This window comes from Actinomyces sp. oral taxon 171 str. F0337, from assembly GCF_005696555.1.
Lineage (GTDB): Bacteria > Actinomycetota > Actinomycetes > Actinomycetales > Actinomycetaceae > Actinomyces > Actinomyces oris_E.
On sequence record NZ_CP040005.1, the window covers coordinates 974,825 to 990,594 of the forward strand.

General features: G+C 63.7%; 7 protein-coding genes and 3 rRNA genes. 8 read left to right on the plus strand and 2 right to left on the minus strand.

Annotation, left to right across the window (positions count from 1 at the left end; genetic code table 11):
* Positions 1-340: 340 nt before the first annotated feature.
* From gatC to FBF36_RS04380, 4 genes are all read left to right on the plus strand, one after another.
* The gene (gatC, locus tag FBF36_RS04365; protein WP_009396235.1) at positions 341-646 is read left to right on the plus strand and encodes an Asp-tRNA(Asn)/Glu-tRNA(Gln) amidotransferase subunit GatC; all 306 of its coding nucleotides are present in this window, start codon (positions 341-343) and stop codon (positions 644-646) included.
* Positions 643-2,184 (plus strand): Asp-tRNA(Asn)/Glu-tRNA(Gln) amidotransferase subunit GatA, encoded by a 1,542-nt coding sequence (gene gatA, locus FBF36_RS04370; protein ID WP_009396233.1) that lies wholly within the window; start codon positions 643-645, stop codon positions 2,182-2,184. The genes gatC and gatA overlap by 4 nt, the downstream gene beginning before the upstream one ends.
* Positions 2,181-3,677 (plus strand): Asp-tRNA(Asn)/Glu-tRNA(Gln) amidotransferase subunit GatB, encoded by a 1,497-nt coding sequence (gatB, locus tag FBF36_RS04375; protein ID WP_009396231.1) that lies wholly within the window; start codon positions 2,181-2,183, stop codon positions 3,675-3,677. Before gatA ends, gatB begins: the two co-directional genes overlap by 4 nt.
* Before the next feature lie 308 nt (positions 3,678-3,985).
* Positions 3,986-5,374 (plus strand): NADP-dependent malic enzyme, encoded by a 1,389-nt coding sequence (locus FBF36_RS04380; protein WP_009396229.1) that lies wholly within the window; start codon positions 3,986-3,988, stop codon positions 5,372-5,374.
* A gap of 123 nt (positions 5,375-5,497) precedes the next feature.
* Here the strand turns inward: FBF36_RS04380 and FBF36_RS04385 are convergent, their stop codons facing one another.
* Positions 5,498-6,052 carry a hypothetical protein gene (locus FBF36_RS04385; protein ID WP_034492217.1) on the minus strand — a complete coding sequence of 185 codons (555 nt, stop codon included), beginning with the start codon at positions 6,050-6,052 and terminating at the stop codon, positions 5,498-5,500.
* A 660-nt stretch (positions 6,053-6,712) separates the two neighbouring features.
* Between FBF36_RS04385 and FBF36_RS04390 the strand changes: the two genes are divergently transcribed.
* The 4 genes from FBF36_RS04390 to FBF36_RS04405 all read left to right on the plus strand — a co-directional run bounded on the left by FBF36_RS04390 (position 6,713) and on the right by FBF36_RS04405 (position 13,737).
* Positions 6,713-8,269, plus strand: a 16S ribosomal RNA gene (locus FBF36_RS04390).
* Between the two features lie 411 nt (positions 8,270-8,680).
* Positions 8,681-11,874 (plus strand): 23S ribosomal RNA (locus FBF36_RS04395).
* 209 nt (positions 11,875-12,083) lie between these two features.
* Positions 12,084-12,201 (plus strand): 5S ribosomal RNA (rrf, locus tag FBF36_RS04400).
* Together the 16S, 23S and 5S rRNA genes form the textbook arrangement of a ribosomal RNA operon.
* Positions 12,202-12,360: 159 nt before the next feature.
* Positions 12,361-13,737: a threonine/serine ThrE exporter family protein gene (locus FBF36_RS04405; protein ID WP_034493477.1), complete on the plus strand. Its 1,377-nt coding sequence runs from the start codon at positions 12,361-12,363 to the stop codon at positions 13,735-13,737.
* Positions 13,738-13,842: 105 nt separating this feature from the next.
* On the opposite strand, the gene FBF36_RS04410 is transcribed toward FBF36_RS04405, so the two are convergent.
* Positions 13,843-15,615, minus strand: coding sequence for an aspartate:alanine exchanger family transporter (locus FBF36_RS04410; protein WP_009398400.1), 1,773 nt, complete (start codon positions 15,613-15,615; stop codon positions 13,843-13,845).
* Positions 15,616-15,770 lie beyond the last annotated feature (155 nt).

The following is a 15,770-nucleotide window of genomic DNA, read 5'->3' on the forward strand; positions in this document are numbered from 1 at the left end:
ACATCCTGGATCTGGATGGAGGTCTGATCCAAGGGCTGTTCCTTGGCCCGACCTGCGTCAACGTGACAGTGACGTTGCCGGCGGGTCGGTCCTCGCCCTGGTGATCACCATGACATCCGTCAAACGAGACGATGTCAATCATCCTCGAGGATGAGCCTCTGTGAGATCGCGCGAATCCTGTATCAGTTTCGTTTCGCTGGGCCCCGGAGCCTCGGCACCCACGTTCCGCCTGCGGCGACAGGGGCGTCGATCGGTGCCTGTTCTCAGTGTCGATCCCGCTGCGACGTGATGTCGACGTGATGTGGCTGCAGCCCGGCTCGGCCCGGCTAGACTCCACACCATGTCTGCTATTTCCACTGATGAGGTCGCACGGGTTGCGGCGCTGGCTCGGGTCGCCCTGAGCGATGAGGAGGTGACGCGCCTGGCCGGGGAGCTGGACGCGGTCGCCTCCTCCTTCGCCCGGGTCACGAGTGTGGTCACGCCCGACCTGCCGGCGACCTCCCACCCCGTGCCCCTGACCAACGTGCTGCGTGAGGATGTTCCGGCCCCCACGCTCGACGTCGACGAGCTCCTGGCCGGAGCGCCGGCCTGTGAGGACTCCATGTTCCTCGTGCCGCAGATCCTGGGGGAGGACTCCGCCTCATGAGCACTCACCGCACCACCGGACTGTCCGGCCTCACCAGGAGCAGCGCTGCGGAGCAGGCTGCGGCCTTGGCAGCGGGGGAGGTCTCCTCGCGCGAGCTCACCCAGGCCCATCTCGACCGCATCGCCGCCGTCGACGGTGCCATCGGAGCCTTCCTCAACGTCGATGCCGAGCGCGCCCTGAGCCAGGCCGACGCCGCCGACGCCGCCCGCAAGGAGGGCCAGGCGGCCAGTGAGCTGACCGGTGTGCCGGTGGCCGTCAAGGACCTCATCGTCACCCGTGGTCAGGTCACGACCGCCGCCTCACGGATGCTCGAGGGGTGGGTGCCGCCCTACGACGCCACTCTCGTGCGCAACCTGCGCGCCGCCCGCACCCCGATCCTGGGCAAGACCAATCTCGACGAGTTCGCCATGGGGGGGTCCACCGAGCACTCGGCCTTCGGGCGCACCGCCAACCCCTGGGACCTCGGGCGCATTCCCGGAGGATCCTCCGGCGGCTCGGCGGCAGCCGTCGGCGCCTACGAGGCCCCCGTGGCCGTCGGCACCGACACCGGAGGCTCGATCCGCCAGCCCGCGGCCGTCACCGGCACAGTCGGCGTCAAGCCGACCTACGGCACGGTCTCGCGCTTCGGCGTCATCGCCATGGCCTCCTCCCTCGACACGCCCGGCCCCATGGCCCGCACAGTGCTGGACACCGCTCTCCTGCATGACGTCATCGCCTCCCACGACCCGCTGGACTCGACGTCGCTGCCGGACGCGCCGCGCGGCATGGCCGCCGTGGTTCGGGCCGCGCAGGAGGGGCGGGACCTGAGCGGCCTGCGGGTCGGCGTCATCTCCGAGCTCGACGGCGGTGAGGGCTACCACGACGGCGTCGTGGCCTCCTTCCACGCCGCCCTGGAGCTGCTCGAGGCGGCGGGCGCGCAGGTGGAGACCGTCTCCCTGCCGCATCTGGAGTACGCGCTGGACGCCTACTACCTCATCATGCCCGCCGAGGCATCCTCCAACCTGGCCCGCTACGACGGGATGCGTTACGGCCTGCGGGTCGAGCCGACGTCGGGACCCGTCACCGCAGAGACCGTCATGGCGGCCACCCGCGGGGCGGGCTTCGGTGACGAGGTCAAGCGCCGCATCATCCTGGGAACGCACGTGCTGTCGGCCGGCTACTACGACGCCTACTACGGCTCGGCCCAGAAGGTGCGCACTCTCGTGCAGCGCGACTTCGCCGCCGCCTGGGACAAGGCGGACATCCTCGTGTCGCCCACCGCTCCGGTGACGGCCTACCGCTTCGGGGAGAAGGACGACCCGCTGGCGATGTACAAGCTGGACGTGACCACGATCCCGGCCAACCTCGCGGGGGTGCCCGGTATAAGCCTGCCCTCGGGCCTGAGCGATGACGGGCTTCCGGTGGGCTTCCAGATCCTGGCGCCGCAGAGGGCCGATGACCGCCTGTACCGCGTGGGTGCCGTCCTGGAGGCCGCGCTGGAGGAGACATGGGGGGCGCCGCTGCTGTCGCGTGCGCCCGAGCTGGAGGAGACACGATGAGTGACACGCTGATGGACTTCGACGAGGCCGTTCGCCGCTACGACCCGGTCCTGGGACTCGAGGTGCACGTCGAGCTGGGGACCGCCACCAAGATGTTCGACGCCGCCCCCAACGTCTTCGGCGCTCAGCCCAACACGATGGTGACCCCCACGTCGGTGGGGCTGCCCGGTGCGCTGCCGGTGGTCAATGGCCGTGGAGTGGAGTACGCCATCCGCATCGGCCTGGCTCTGGGCTGCGAGATCGCAGAGTCCTGCCGTTTCGCCCGGAAGAACTACTTCTACCCGGACCTGGCCAAGGACTTCCAGACCTCCCAGTCGGATGAGCCCATCGCCTACGACGGCGCCCTGGAGATCGAGATGGAGGACGGCTCCTTCTTCACCATCCCGATCGAGAGGGCCCACATGGAGGAGGACGCCGGCAAGAACACCCACATCGGAGGTGCCGACGGCCGTATCGAGGGCGCCAGCCACTCCCTGGTGGACTACAACCGCGCCGGCGTGCCGCTGGTGGAGATCGTCACCCGCCCCATCGAGGGGGCCGGCGCCAGGGCGCCTCAGGTCGCCGCCGCCTACGTGCGCACGCTGCGCGACATCTTCCGCGCCCTGGGGGTCTCCGAGGCGCGGATGGAGCGCGGCAACGTGCGCGCCGACGTCAACGTCTCCCTGCGCGAGTCGCCCGACGCGCCGCTGGGCACCCGCACCGAGACGAAGAACGTCAACACCTTCCGTGGGATCGAGCAGGTCGTCCGCTACGAGATCCAGCGTCAGGCCGCCATCCTGGCCGCCGGGGGAGAGGTGCTTCAGGAGACCCGTCACGGCCAGGCCGACGGCACCACTCGTGCCGGTCGCGTCAAGTCCGACGCCGACGACTACCGCTACTTCCCCGAGCCGGACCTCGTGCCGGTGGCGCCCAGCCGCGAGTGGGTCGAGGAGATCCGTGCGGGCCTGCCTGAGATGCCGGCGGCCAAGCGTCGTCGCCTCAAGGCCGAGTGGGGCCTGAGCGACACCGAGATGCGCGATGTCGTCAACGCCGAAGCGCTTGAGCTCATCGAGGCCACCGCGGCAGCAGGAATCACCGGTCAGGCCGCCCGTAAGTGGTGGATGGGTGAGCTCTCCCGCAGGGCCAAGGAGCAGGAGACCGCCCTGGAGGACATGGCCGTCACGCCCGAGCAGATCGCTGAGCTGCAGGGGCTGGTGGACTCCGGGCGTTTGACCGACAAGCTGGCCCGCCAGGTTCTCGAAGGGGTTCTGGCCGGAGAGGGAGATCCTGAGGCCGTGGCCGCCGCTCGCGGGCTCGAGGTCGTCTCCGACGACTCCGCGCTGCTGGCCGCCGTGGACGAGGCCCTGGCCGCCAACCCGGACGTGGCTGACAAGATCCGTGGCGGTAAGGTCCAGGCGGCCGGCGCCATTGTCGGTGCTGTCATGAAGGCGACCCGCGGCCAGGCCGACGCCAAGCGCGTGCGCGAGCTCGTCATGGAGCGCGTGCAGGGCTGAGGCGGGTCTCGCGACTCGTCGACCGAGGCCTCCTTTCCTCTCACCGCCGTCTCCTCGTCGTGAGGGCGACTCTGAACGGTCCGCCCCGTGATCATTGGCATCATGCAGTGGTCACGGGGCGGACCGTCCGCTGCCGGCGGCTCACGTCGGTGAGGATGCGCTTCTGTGCAGGGTGAGATTGCTTGCGAAAGCCGCTTAGAGTCTCAGTATCCGGTCACAATAGGACCGTCATCCGAGTGGCAGGTGGTCGGTGGGAGATAGGCTCGGAGTATCGACGTTAAGTCCCGCCCATCCCACGAGGAGTGCCCATGGTTCAGCCCAGTCCCAGTTACACCGTCGCCCTGTACCTCGAGGTGCCCGCCTCCCAGAAGGCGGTAGCCCGTCTGGTCGACACTGCCACTGCGACTGGCGCCATCGTCACCGGCGTCGACGTGGCCGACGCCGATGGCGACAAGCTCACCGTCAACCTCACCGCCGACACCCGCGACTCCAAGCACCGCAACGAGCTGGTCGCCACGCTCGAGGAGATCGACGGCGTCGTCGTTCGCAATGTCGGTGACTCGACCTTCCTGACCCATGTTGGCGGCAAGATCGAGGTGGCCGGCAAGTACCCGATCCACAACCGTCGTGACCTGGCCCGCGTCTACACCCCCGGAGTGGCCCGTGTCTGCAAGGCCATCTACGACCACCCCGAGCGCGCCCGGATGCTCACCATCAAGAAGAACACCGTCGCCGTCGTCACTGACGGAACCGCGGTTCTGGGGATGGGGGACATCGGCCCGTCCGCCGCCATGCCCGTCATGGAGGGCAAGGCCGTTCTGTTCAAGCAGTTCGGCAATGTGGACGCCTGGCCGGTAGCTCTGGACACGAAGGACCCCGAGGAGATCATCTCCATCGTCAAGGCGATCGCCCCGGCCTACGGCGGCATCAACCTGGAGGACATCGCCGCCCCCAAGTGCTTCGACATCGAGGCCCGCTTGCGCGAGGAGCTCGATATCCCCGTCTTCCACGACGACCAGCACGGCACCGCCATCGTGACCCTGGCGGCCCTCATCAATGCGCTGAAGATCGTGGACAAGCGGATCGAGGACGTGCGCATCGTCCTGTCCGGCGTCGGTGCCGCCGGTAGCGCCATCGCCAAGCTGCTCATGGCGCACGGCGCCACTGACATCGTCGGGTACGGGCGCTCTGGGGCCCTGTCCGCGACGAACACCGAGGGGATGAACGAGCACCGCAAGTGGCTCGCGGAGAACACCAACCCGCGCCAGGTGACGGGGTCCCTCAAGGAAGGCCTCAAGGGCGCTGACGTCTTCATCGGCGTCTCGTCAGGCAACCTGCTCGAGCCCGAGGACCTGCAGGCCATGAACGACGGCGCCATCGTCTTCGCCATGGCCAACCCGGTCCCCGAGGTCGACCCGATCCGTGCCGCCGACCACGCCGCTGTTGTGGCGACCGGGCGCTCGGACTTCCCCAACCAGATCAACAATGTGCTGGCCTTCCCCGGGCTCTTCCGCGGCCTGCTGGACACTGGGATCACCGACATCTCGACCGAGCTGCTGAGAGCCGCGTCCACCGGCATCGCGTCGGTGATCGCCGACGATGAGATCAGCCCTGTGTACATCATCCCCGGCGCCTTCGACACTCGGGTCGCCGATGCTGTGGCCAAGGCGGTCCGCAAGTTCGCCGAAGCGGAGTGAGAGCCGCACTACGCTTCATGTGACGGGGCAAGGGGCGTGAGACACCGGTTAGGTGTCTCACGCCCCTTGCCGTACTCGATACGTGGCCCGAGCTCGCTCGTCAGCCAGACGACATCGGTGAGATCAGCGCAGCCAGGAGTCACCAACTAAACGGGACCACCAGGTGCCCAGCCCCAGGGTGTCGCCGGCCCGCGTCAGTGCGAACAGGACAGTGGACAGGGACAGAACCCAGTGGAGATCGACCAAGGGGTTGGTCGCGGCATTCTCGGTGCCTCCGGTGCCGATGGGCCACAGGGCAAGGTACAACGAGACCATGAGTGCTGAAGCAGCGATGGCGCTCACCTTGAGCCCGATGCCCAGCGTCAAGGCAATGCCAACCCCGAGCATTCCGGCCATGAACAGCCAGTCACCGATCGGGTTGGCCAACAGCTCGAAGGCGCTCCCGAAGGGGCTGTTGACCGCCACGCCCTTGATGAAGCCCTGGGCGGGCTGACCGCCGTTGATCCAGGCCATCTGACGAGGTGTGGAGAATCCGAGGCCGAAGGTCTTGTCCAAGAAGGTCCACAGGAAGAAGAAACCGACGACGATCCGCATGATGGCCAGCACGATGCGAGCCGATGGTCTTGTCACGACATCGGATCCGGAACGAGGGCGGGCGCCACGGGTGGAAGCAGGCACGGCATGTGCTCCTTGATGGTCACTGGAGGCCGACTCCGGACACCAGACAGTTGAACAGTAAACTGATTTGTCGATACTAGTCTGCCAGGCCGTTCGGTGGATACCGATGGACGGCGGGGATCCACCGCTGTACACCCAGGTGCTCTGCGAAAGTGTTGGAATGACGACGAAAAACTAGTGTGTCCTGGATCATGGAATCCTGGTTTGACGTGCGTGGGGTGGGCCTGCCTAAAGTACAGCCCGCTGCCGAACGGGCTGAGTCTGACGACTGGTCGTCGGTGGCGGACGTGCTGCAGCAGAACGTCGTTCGGTGTGACCGAGAGCAATGCTCTTAAGGTTGACGTCGAGCCGGCAAATGTTCTAGAGTAGCCGAGTTGCTCGCCAGAGCAAAGGTGAAGTCGGGAGACTTGATCAAGATCTGGCTGGGTGTGTTGTTTGAGAACTCGATAGTGTGTCATGTTTTTTATGCCATGGTCCCTTGGGGCTGCGCATGGTTGTGTGTGGTTTTTTGGGGCTTGTTTTGTTTTGGTTTGCCTGGTCCTGCTTTTTTGTTGTGGGGTTGGGTTGGGCCTGGTCTGGTTTTCTGGACTGTTGTTCTGACTGTTGCTCTGGCTTGGCTTCATGCTTTGTTGTGTGGGGTTGGTTGGGGTTTGTTGGTTTTGTTTGGAGAGTTTGATCCTGGCTCAGGACGAACGCTGGCGGCGTGCTTAACACATGCAAGTCGAACGGTGAAGGGGCCTGCTTTTGTGGGTCCTGGATGAGTGGCGAACGGGTGAGTAACACGTGAGTAACCTGCCCCCTTCTTCTGGATAACCGCATGAAAGTGTGGCTAATACGGGATATTCTGTGCCTGCTGCATGGTGGGTGTGGGAAAGATTGTGCCTTTGGGTGTTTTCGGTGGGGGATGGGCTCGCGGCCTATCAGCTTGTTGGTGGGGTGATGGCCTACCAAGGCGGTGACGGGTAGCCGGCCTGAGAGGGTGGACGGTCACACTGGGACTGAGACACGGCCCAGACTCCTACGGGAGGCAGCAGTGGGGAATATTGCACAATGGGCGCAAGCCTGATGCAGCGACGCCGCGTGAGGGATGGAGGCCTTCGGGTTGTGAACCTCTTTCGCCAGTGAAGCAGGCCTGTCCCTTTTGTGGGTGGGTTGACGGTAGCTGGATAAGAAGCGCCGGCTAACTACGTGCCAGCAGCCGCGGTAATACGTAGGGCGCGAGCGTTGTCCGGAATTATTGGGCGTAAAGAGCTCGTAGGCGGCTGGTCGCGTCTGTCGTGAAATCCTCTGGCTTAACTGGGGGCTTGCGGTGGGTACGGGCCGGCTTGAGTGCGGTAGGGGAGACTGGAACTCCTGGTGTAGCGGTGGAATGCGCAGATATCAGGAAGAACACCGGTGGCGAAGGCGGGTCTCTGGGCCGTTACTGACGCTGAGGAGCGAAAGCGTGGGGAGCGAACAGGATTAGATACCCTGGTAGTCCACGCCGTAAACGTTGGGCACTAGGTGTGGGGGGCCTTTTCCGGGTCTTCCGCGCCGTAGCTAACGCATTAAGTGCCCCGCCTGGGGAGTACGGCCGCAAGGCTAAAACTCAAAGGAATTGACGGGGGCCCGCACAAGCGGCGGAGCATGCGGATTAATTCGATGCAACGCGAAGAACCTTACCAAGGCTTGACATGTGCCGGTCGGCTCCGGAGACGGGGTTTCCTCCTTGTGGGGCCGGTTCACAGGTGGTGCATGGTTGTCGTCAGCTCGTGTCGTGAGATGTTGGGTTAAGTCCCGCAACGAGCGCAACCCTTGTCCCGTGTTGCCAGCACGTTGTGGTGGGGACTCGCGGGAGACTGCCGGGGTCAACTCGGAGGAAGGTGGGGATGACGTCAAATCATCATGCCCCTTATGTCTTGGGCTTCACGCATGCTACAATGGCCGGTACAGAGGGCTGCGATACCGTGAGGTGGAGCGAATCCCTTAAAGCCGGTCTCAGTTCGGATCGGTGTCTGCAACTCGACACCGTGAAGTTGGAGTCGCTAGTAATCGCAGATCAGCAACGCTGCGGTGAATACGTTCTCGGGCCTTGTACACACCGCCCGTCACGTCATGAAAGTCGGCAACACCCGAAGCCCGTGGCCCTACGGGGAGCGGTCGAAGGTGGGGCTGGTGATTGGGACGAAGTCGTAACAAGGTAGCCGTACCGGAAGGTGCGGCTGGATCACCTCCTTTCTAAGGATAGGTTATGTGTGGGGGTGGCTTCCTGGCCGTTTGATCTTGCTCAGGCTGTTGAATGGGTCTGGGCCGGCTGGAGGGGCTGCTTCTGCGGAAGGGCGGCTGGTCGTGTCTCGTGGGTTGGTTCTCGCGGGTGTGGCTGGCTTGTCCGTGTTGGTATAGGAGACACACTCTCTGCTGCCTGTGTTTGGTGGTGGTGGGTGCCCCCCTTTTGCGTGCTTGGTGCGTGTGGGGGTGGCATGCTGTCGGGGTTCTGGGGCAGTGCGCCCTGGGTTGCCCGGCCCGTCCAGGGTTCCATTTCTTGGGGTTTTGGGTGGGTGTGGGTGGGTTGGTTGTGAACTGTATAGTGGACGCGAGCATCTTACTGTAAGATTTCTGCGACAAGTTTCTTGATTTTGTCGTGTGTTTTGTTGTTTGTTTTTTTGAGCGTTCGGTGGATGCCTTGGCATCAGGGGCCGATGAAGGACGTGGTGGCCTGCGATATTCCTCGGGGAGCCGGCTGGCGGGCTGTGATCCGAGGGTTTCCGAATGGGGGGACCCGGCACGAGTTATGTCGTGTCACCTGCATCTGAATTGTATAGGGTGTGGGGGGTGACGCGGGGAAGTGAAACATCTCAGTACCCGTAGGAGAAGATATTCCGTGAGTAGTGGCGAGCGAAAGCGGATGATGGTTAAACCGTGTGCGTGTGATACTCGGCAGGGGTTGCGTGTGCGGGGTTGTGGGGCTGTCCTGTCCTCTTCTGCCGGAGAGGGGGCGCGTGTGCTGGCTGGTAGCTGAATCGTCTGGGAAGGCGTGGCGTAGTGGGTGATACCCCCGTAGGCGGAACTGGTTGGTGCGTGTCTGGGATGGTGTTGCCCGAGTAGCACGGGGCTCGTGGAATCCTGTGTGAATCTGCCAAGACCACTTGGCTGCCTGAATACCTCCTGATGACCGATAGTGGATAGTACCGTGAGGGAATGGTGAAAAGTACCCCGGGAGGGGAGTGAAATAGTACCTGAAACCGGGCGCTTACAAGCCGTCAGAGCCTCCCGCATGTTTTTTGTGTGTGGGGGTGGTGGCGTGCCTTTTGAAGAATGAGCCTGCGAGTCAGTGGCGTGTCGCGAGGTTAACCCGTGTGGGGTAGCCGTAGCGAGAGCGAGTCCGAATAGGGCGAGTGTAGTGGCGCGTTCTGGACCCGAAGCGGGGTGATCTACCCATGGCCAGGTTGAAGCACGTGTAAGAGCGTGTGGAGGACCGAACCCACCTAGGTTGAAAACTGGGGGGATGAGCTGTGGGTAGGGGTGAAAGGCCAATCAAACTCCGTGATAGCTGGTTCTCCCCGAAATGCATTTAGGTGCAGCGTCGCGTGTTGCCCGGCGGAGGTAGAGCTACTGGGTGGCTGATGGGCCCCACAGGGTTACTGACGTCAACCAAACTCCGAATGCCGTTCGGGTTGTAGCGTGGCAGTGAGACTGCGGGGGATAAGCTCCGTGGTCGAGAGGGAAACAGCCCAGATCGCCGGCTAAGGCCCCTAAGCGTGTGCTAAGTGGGAAAGGATGTGCGGTCGCGCAGACAACCAGGAGGTTGGCTTAGAAGCAGCCATCCTTGAAAGAGTGCGTAATAGCTCACTGGTCAAGTGATCGTGCGCCGACAATGTAGCGGGGCTCAAGCACACCGCCGAAGCCGCGGACCCATGACAGTGTTCCTTTCACCGTCCGGCTTGCCCGGGTGGTGGCAGGGGTTGTGGGTGGTAGGGGAGCGTCCTGCACCGGGGGAAGCCTGTGGGTGACTGCTGGTGGACGGTGCGGGAGTGAGAATGCAGGCATGAGTAGCGATACTAGGGTGAGAAGCCCTAGCGCCGAATGACCAAGGGTTCCAGGGCCAGGCTAGTCCGCCCTGGGTGAGTCGGGACCTAAGGCGAGGCCGACAGGCGTAGTCGATGGATGACGGGTTGATATTCCCGTACCGGCGAAGCACCGCCCATGCTGACGCGCGGGTGCTAACCCACGCCCGGCCGCCATAATGGCCGCGCCTACTCCTTTCGGGGGGTGGTGTGGTTGTGGTGGTGGGGTCTGGGGACCCTCCGTGCAGGTAGGCAAGCGTGTTAACAGGGGTGACGCACAGTGGTAGCCCGGCGGACCTGATGGCTTGGTCCGTTCAAGCGCGCAGCCCGTCCTCCAGGTAAATCCGGAGTGGCTGTCTTTGATGACGGGGGTGAGGCGTGATGGTGACCCCACGCTGGTGGGGGATAACAGGGTGATCCTGGGGTGCCGAGAAAAGCCTCGACGCGATGGTGCCAGCCGCCCGTACCCTAAACCGACACAGGTGGTCGGGCAGAGTATGCCTAGGCGCACGAGTGAATCATGGTTAAGGAACTCGGCAAAATGCCCCCGTAACTTCGGGAGAAGGGGGGCCCGAACCCTGAAGCCCCTTTTGCGGGCTAGGGGGGAGGGTCGCAGAGGCCAGGGGGAAGCGACTGTTTACTAAAAACACAGGTCCGTGCGAAGCCGTAAGGCGATGTATACGGACTGACGCCTGCCCGGTGCTGGAAGGTTAAGAGGAACCATCAGCCCCCTCTTGGGGGTGAAGTGGTGAATTTAAGCCCCAGTAAACGGCGGTGGTAACTATAACCATCCTAAGGTAGCGAAATTCCTTGTCGGGTAAGTTCCGACCTGCACGAATGGCGTAACGACTTCCCCGCTGTCTCAACCATGAGCTCGGCGAAATTGCAGTACGAGTAAAGATGCTCGTTTCGCGCAGAAGGACGGAAAGACCCCGGGACCTTTACTACAGCTTGGTATTGGCGCCCGCTATAGCTTGTGCAGGATAGGTGGGAGACTGTGAAGCCGCCACGCCAGTGGTGGTGGAGTCGTCCTTGAAATACCACTCTGGTTATGGCGTGCGCCTGAACCTGGGCCCGTGATCCGGGTTAGGGACAGTGCCTGGTGGGTAGTTTAACTGGGGCGGTTGCCTCCTAAAGTGTAACGGAGGCGCTCAAAGGTTCCCTCAGCCTGGTCGGCAACCAGGTGTTGAGTGCAAGTGCACAAGGGAGCTTGACTGTGAGACCGACGGGTCGAGCAGGTACGAAAGTAGGAACTAGTGATCCGGCGATCCCGTGTGGGTGGGTCGTCGCTCAACGGATAAAAGGTACCCCGGGGATAACAGGCTGATCCTGCCCAAGAGTCCATATCGACGGCATGGTTTGGCACCTCGATGTCGGCTCGTCGCATCCTGGGGCTGGAGCAGGTCCCAAGGGTTGGGCTGTTCGCCCATTAAAGCGGTACGCGAGCTGGGTTTAGAACGTCGTGAGACAGTTCGGTCCCTATCCTCTGCGCGCGCAGGAGACTTGAGAAGGCCTGTCCCTAGTACGAGAGGACCGGGACGGACGAACCTCTGGTGTGCCAGTTGTCCCGCCCGGGGCACGGCTGGTTGGCTACGTTCGGGAAGGGTAACCGCTGAAAGCATCTAAGCGGGAAACCATCTTCAAGATAAGGTCTCCACAAGAAGGACTTGTCCTTCTTGGTAGGCCCCCAGCAGACTACTGGGTTGATAGGCCAGGAGTGGAAGACCGGCAACGGTTGACTGAGCTGACTGGTACTAATAGGCCAACACAAACAACAACACCCCTCAACACCACACACCTAGCGTGCGTGAGAATGCCGGGGGTGAGCGATACAGCATGCGCAAGGCGTCCACTATACGGTCCACACCCAACCCAACCACACACAAGCACACACACGCAGCGTGTGGTCAGCGGGCAGCCCAGGCAACCAGATAATCGAATAACCGTCACCACAATCAAGACGGCCCACGCACTGCCCGTACAGTCGTCTCGGTGGTCACAGCGACAGGGAAACGCCCGGCACCCATCCCGAACCCGGAAGCTAAGCCTGACAGCGCCGATGGTACTGCACCCGCCAGGGTGCGGGAGAGTAGGACACCACCGAGCACACACCACACAGCTGGCCCGGGAACCGCCAACAACAGCGGCCCCGGGCCAACTGCTCTACACACCCACAAACAAAACCACCACCCACAAACAACAGAAGCCGGGTTGGATCCAGGACCGATCTGACATCGGGGTACGAAACGGTGCACCATTGTCTCCGTGACTCACACCGACCTCCCCTCGACCCAATCGGGCAGTCATGAGCCGAGTCTCGATGCTGATCGGCTCATGCAACAGTCCGACGTCGTACTGCACCTGGGGCGTCTCATGCTCGCCGCCGGCGCCGGCTCCTACCGCATCAAGTCCTCTATGGCCAGGGCCGCCTCCGCCGTGGGGCTCGACCGCCACGAGGCGACCGTGACGATGACGGAGATCGTCACCTCCTCCTACGTCGGCAACCGTTTCCGTACCGAGGCCTGCGAAGTGCGTCGTGTCGGTGTCAACGTTGCTCGGTTGGAGGCACTGCGCAGGATCGTCCACGATCTGCGCGCGCACGAGACTGTCGAGCACCTCGAGGCCAAGCTTGAGCAGGTCGAGCAGATGCACGCCCGCTACAACGCCTTTGCCAATGCCGCTGCCTCGGGCGTCGCCTGCGCAGGATTCTGCTTCCTCAACAAGGGCGGCTGGACCGAGTGCCTGACGGTGCTCGTCGCGGCATTCCTGGGACAGTTCATCCGCCGGCAGATGCTTGAGCGCCACTACCAGCACTTCTTCACCTGGCTCGTGTGCGGAGTCTCGGCCTCCGGTACGTACATGGGCATCGTGACTGCACTCGACGCAGCAGGTGTGGTGACGGGCAACCACCAGGGTGGCATCATCTCGGCCATCCTTTTCCTCATCCCGGGCTTCCCGATGGTGACCGCCATGCTCGACCTGTTCCGCCAGGACTTCTCCTCGGCGCTGTCGCGCAGTGCCTACGTGCTCATGGTCATGGCGTCCGCAGGCGTCGCCGTCTGGACAGTGACCTTCATCTTCCGCTGGGACGTAGCGGCGGCCAGCGGTGCCGAGCTTCATGGTCCGCTGCTGCACGTCCTGCGCTGCTTCTGCTCCTTCATCGCCGCCTACGGATTCGCCATGCTGTTCAATGCCGGCACCAAGGCCAGCGCCCTTGCGGCTGTTGTCGGTGCCCTGGCCAATACCGGCAGACTGCTTCTCATCGACGTCTTCCACGTGCCGTGGCAGCTCGCGGTAGGACTGGCCGCGGTCACGATCGGCTTACTCGCCCAGCTCTTCGTCTCCCGCGCGTCTCTGTCCCGGGTGGCTCTCTCCGTTCCTGCGGTGGTCATCATGATCCCAGGGGTTCCCTTCTACCGGGCTATTTCCGCGCTCAACACGCTCTCTGTGGACAAGGGGGGAGTCGACGTCGGCGAAGCGGCCACGAACCTGTTCGAGGTCTTCTTCGTCATCACGGCCATTGGCGTGGGGCTGGCTCTGGCGCGCATCATTACCGACCACAACTGGCGTCACGACGTCGCCACTTCCGGGCGCATCACGCTGCCTCGTGCTGAAGAAGCTGTGCAGGCTCAGGAGGACTGACTTTCAGCCTGTGCGCGTCTCACATGGACGAAGGTGGCTCGCCGCGGACATACGGCGGCGAGCCACCATTGGTCGTGTGAGACCTGTGAGTCTCAGGGGAGAGGCTCAGAGACCGCCGAGGATCTGCGCAATGAAGATCTTGACGATCATGGCCACGGGATAGACCATCGCGTATCCCAGAGCCACCCGGGGGTCCGCTCCGGTGCGCTCGTTGGCGAAGGCCAGAATCGCCGGTTGGGTCTGGGCGCCACCGATGAGGCCGGACAGGCGGGTCCCGCCCATCTTGACCACCCAGCGCATGGAGGCGTAGATCCCCAGTCCCACGATGGTGGTGACGACGAAGCCGGTGACGAAGATCCTCCACCAGTCTCCGCCGGTGAATGCGTGTGCGATCTCCCCGCCCGCCTTGGTGCCGGCCTGGGCCAGGAAGACCAGGAGCCCGAACTCTGAGAGCACTGCCGTCGCAGTGAAGGGCATGGCGGTCACGAACTTCCCGATGCGACCGATGCGGCCGAAGATGAGGCCGACCAAGAGCGTGCCTGCCGCCGATCCGATGGAGAAGGTCGCGCCGGTGGGCGTGAGGAACTTCCACTCACCGATGAAGATGCCCAGGGCCATGCCCAGGCCCAGCGCCACCGGGTTGATGGAGGACAGGCCTCGTGAGGAGTCGCCGAAGTACGTCGAGATCTCCTTCATGCGGCCGGTCGGACCGACGACGCGAACCCGGTCGCCCTGCTGAAGCACCAGATCCGGGGTGCCCACCATGTCGACGTCGCCGCGGCGCACACGTGAGATCGTTGCCTCGAAACGGCTGTCGATATCGAGCTCACCGATCGTTCTTCCGGCCAGCTTCGGGTCCGAGACAGTGATGCGGCGGAAGTCGAGGTACTTGCGGTCCTCGATGAGGGAGTGCGATGAGCCGTGCCCCACGGCCTTGATCGCCTGGTTGACGGCTTCCTGCGTTCCGACGACGGTGATGAGGTCATCCTTGAACAGACGGTCGTCGTTGCTCGGTCGGGTGATGGGACCGCGTTCGCCACGGCGCAGACGCGAGAACCTCAGCTGGCCGGAGATCGTCTCAACGAGATTGCCCAGGAGCGGGCCGTCCTCGCGCTCCACCCGGATGGTGCGATTGATGAGTGGGGAGGGAGTGTCCTTGTCGCTGCGACGATAGCGCAGCGCCAGCAGGCAGAAGAACAGCATCCCGATGACGCCGTAGAGGTAGGTGACGGCATAGGCGACAGTGGCATCACCTGGCCCGCTCTTGTCGCCGGCCAATGATGCGGCGTTCCCGGCCGCCGCCAGGGCGGGCGTGTTCGTGACGGCGCCGGCGAAGGCCCCCGCGATCATCGCCGCCTTGAGGCCGAGGAGGCGCCCTACGCCCACGGCCGCCAGGGCCGCCACGCCCAGAACGCCCAGGAGGACCGCCAACGGACCGCCGGCGGTTCGGATCACGTGGAAGAAGTTCGGCCCGGACTGGATGCCGATGGCGAAGGTGAAGATCGCCAGCCCCAGGGTTCCCAGCTCCTTGGGAACCTCAATGGGCGTGGAGGCGGCCGCTCCCCAGGCCGCTAACGCAATGCCGCAGAACAGGACGGCCGCTGCCCCCAGGCTCACGCCCTTGATCTTGACGTGCCCGAGCAGCATCCCGGTACCGATCAGGAGGAACAGAACGATGACCGCGTTCCCGGCCAGGTGGTGGAGGATATTGGCGTGCGCCACCTTCCAAATCAGCAGGGCGGTGCTGCCGATCAGGAGGATCGTCGCCGGGACGCGTATGCTCCTGCGCCTGGCGCGCCAGAGCAGCATCCCGGCACCAACCATGAGAAGGACGATGACAACCGGGTTGTCCAACAGATAGTCCAGGACCGTGGCCACGTCGCTAGTGCCGCCTTCCGTGTCGCCGCTGAAAGTGACGCAGCGGATACTTTGTCAGGAGTAACAGGAGCATTGTGTCATCTTCGCAGACGCTGATGACGTACCAAGGTCCGTGATCCGCCGGGGGAGTGGAGGGGGTGCCTTGTTTGGGAGAA

What these genes read in the sequence shown, in the direction of transcription:
- gatC (WP_009396235.1), top strand. Translation starts at nt 341, where the DNA reads ATGTCTGCTATTTCCACTGATGAGGTCGCACGGGTTGCGGCGCTGGCT.
- gatA (WP_009396233.1), top strand. Translation starts at nt 643, where the DNA reads ATGAGCACTCACCGCACCACCGGACTGTCCGGCCTCACCAGGAGCAGC.
- gatB (WP_009396231.1), top strand. Translation starts at nt 2,181, where the DNA reads ATGAGTGACACGCTGATGGACTTCGACGAGGCCGTTCGCCGCTACGAC.
- FBF36_RS04380 (WP_009396229.1), top strand. Translation starts at nt 3,986, where the DNA reads ATGGTTCAGCCCAGTCCCAGTTACACCGTCGCCCTGTACCTCGAGGTG.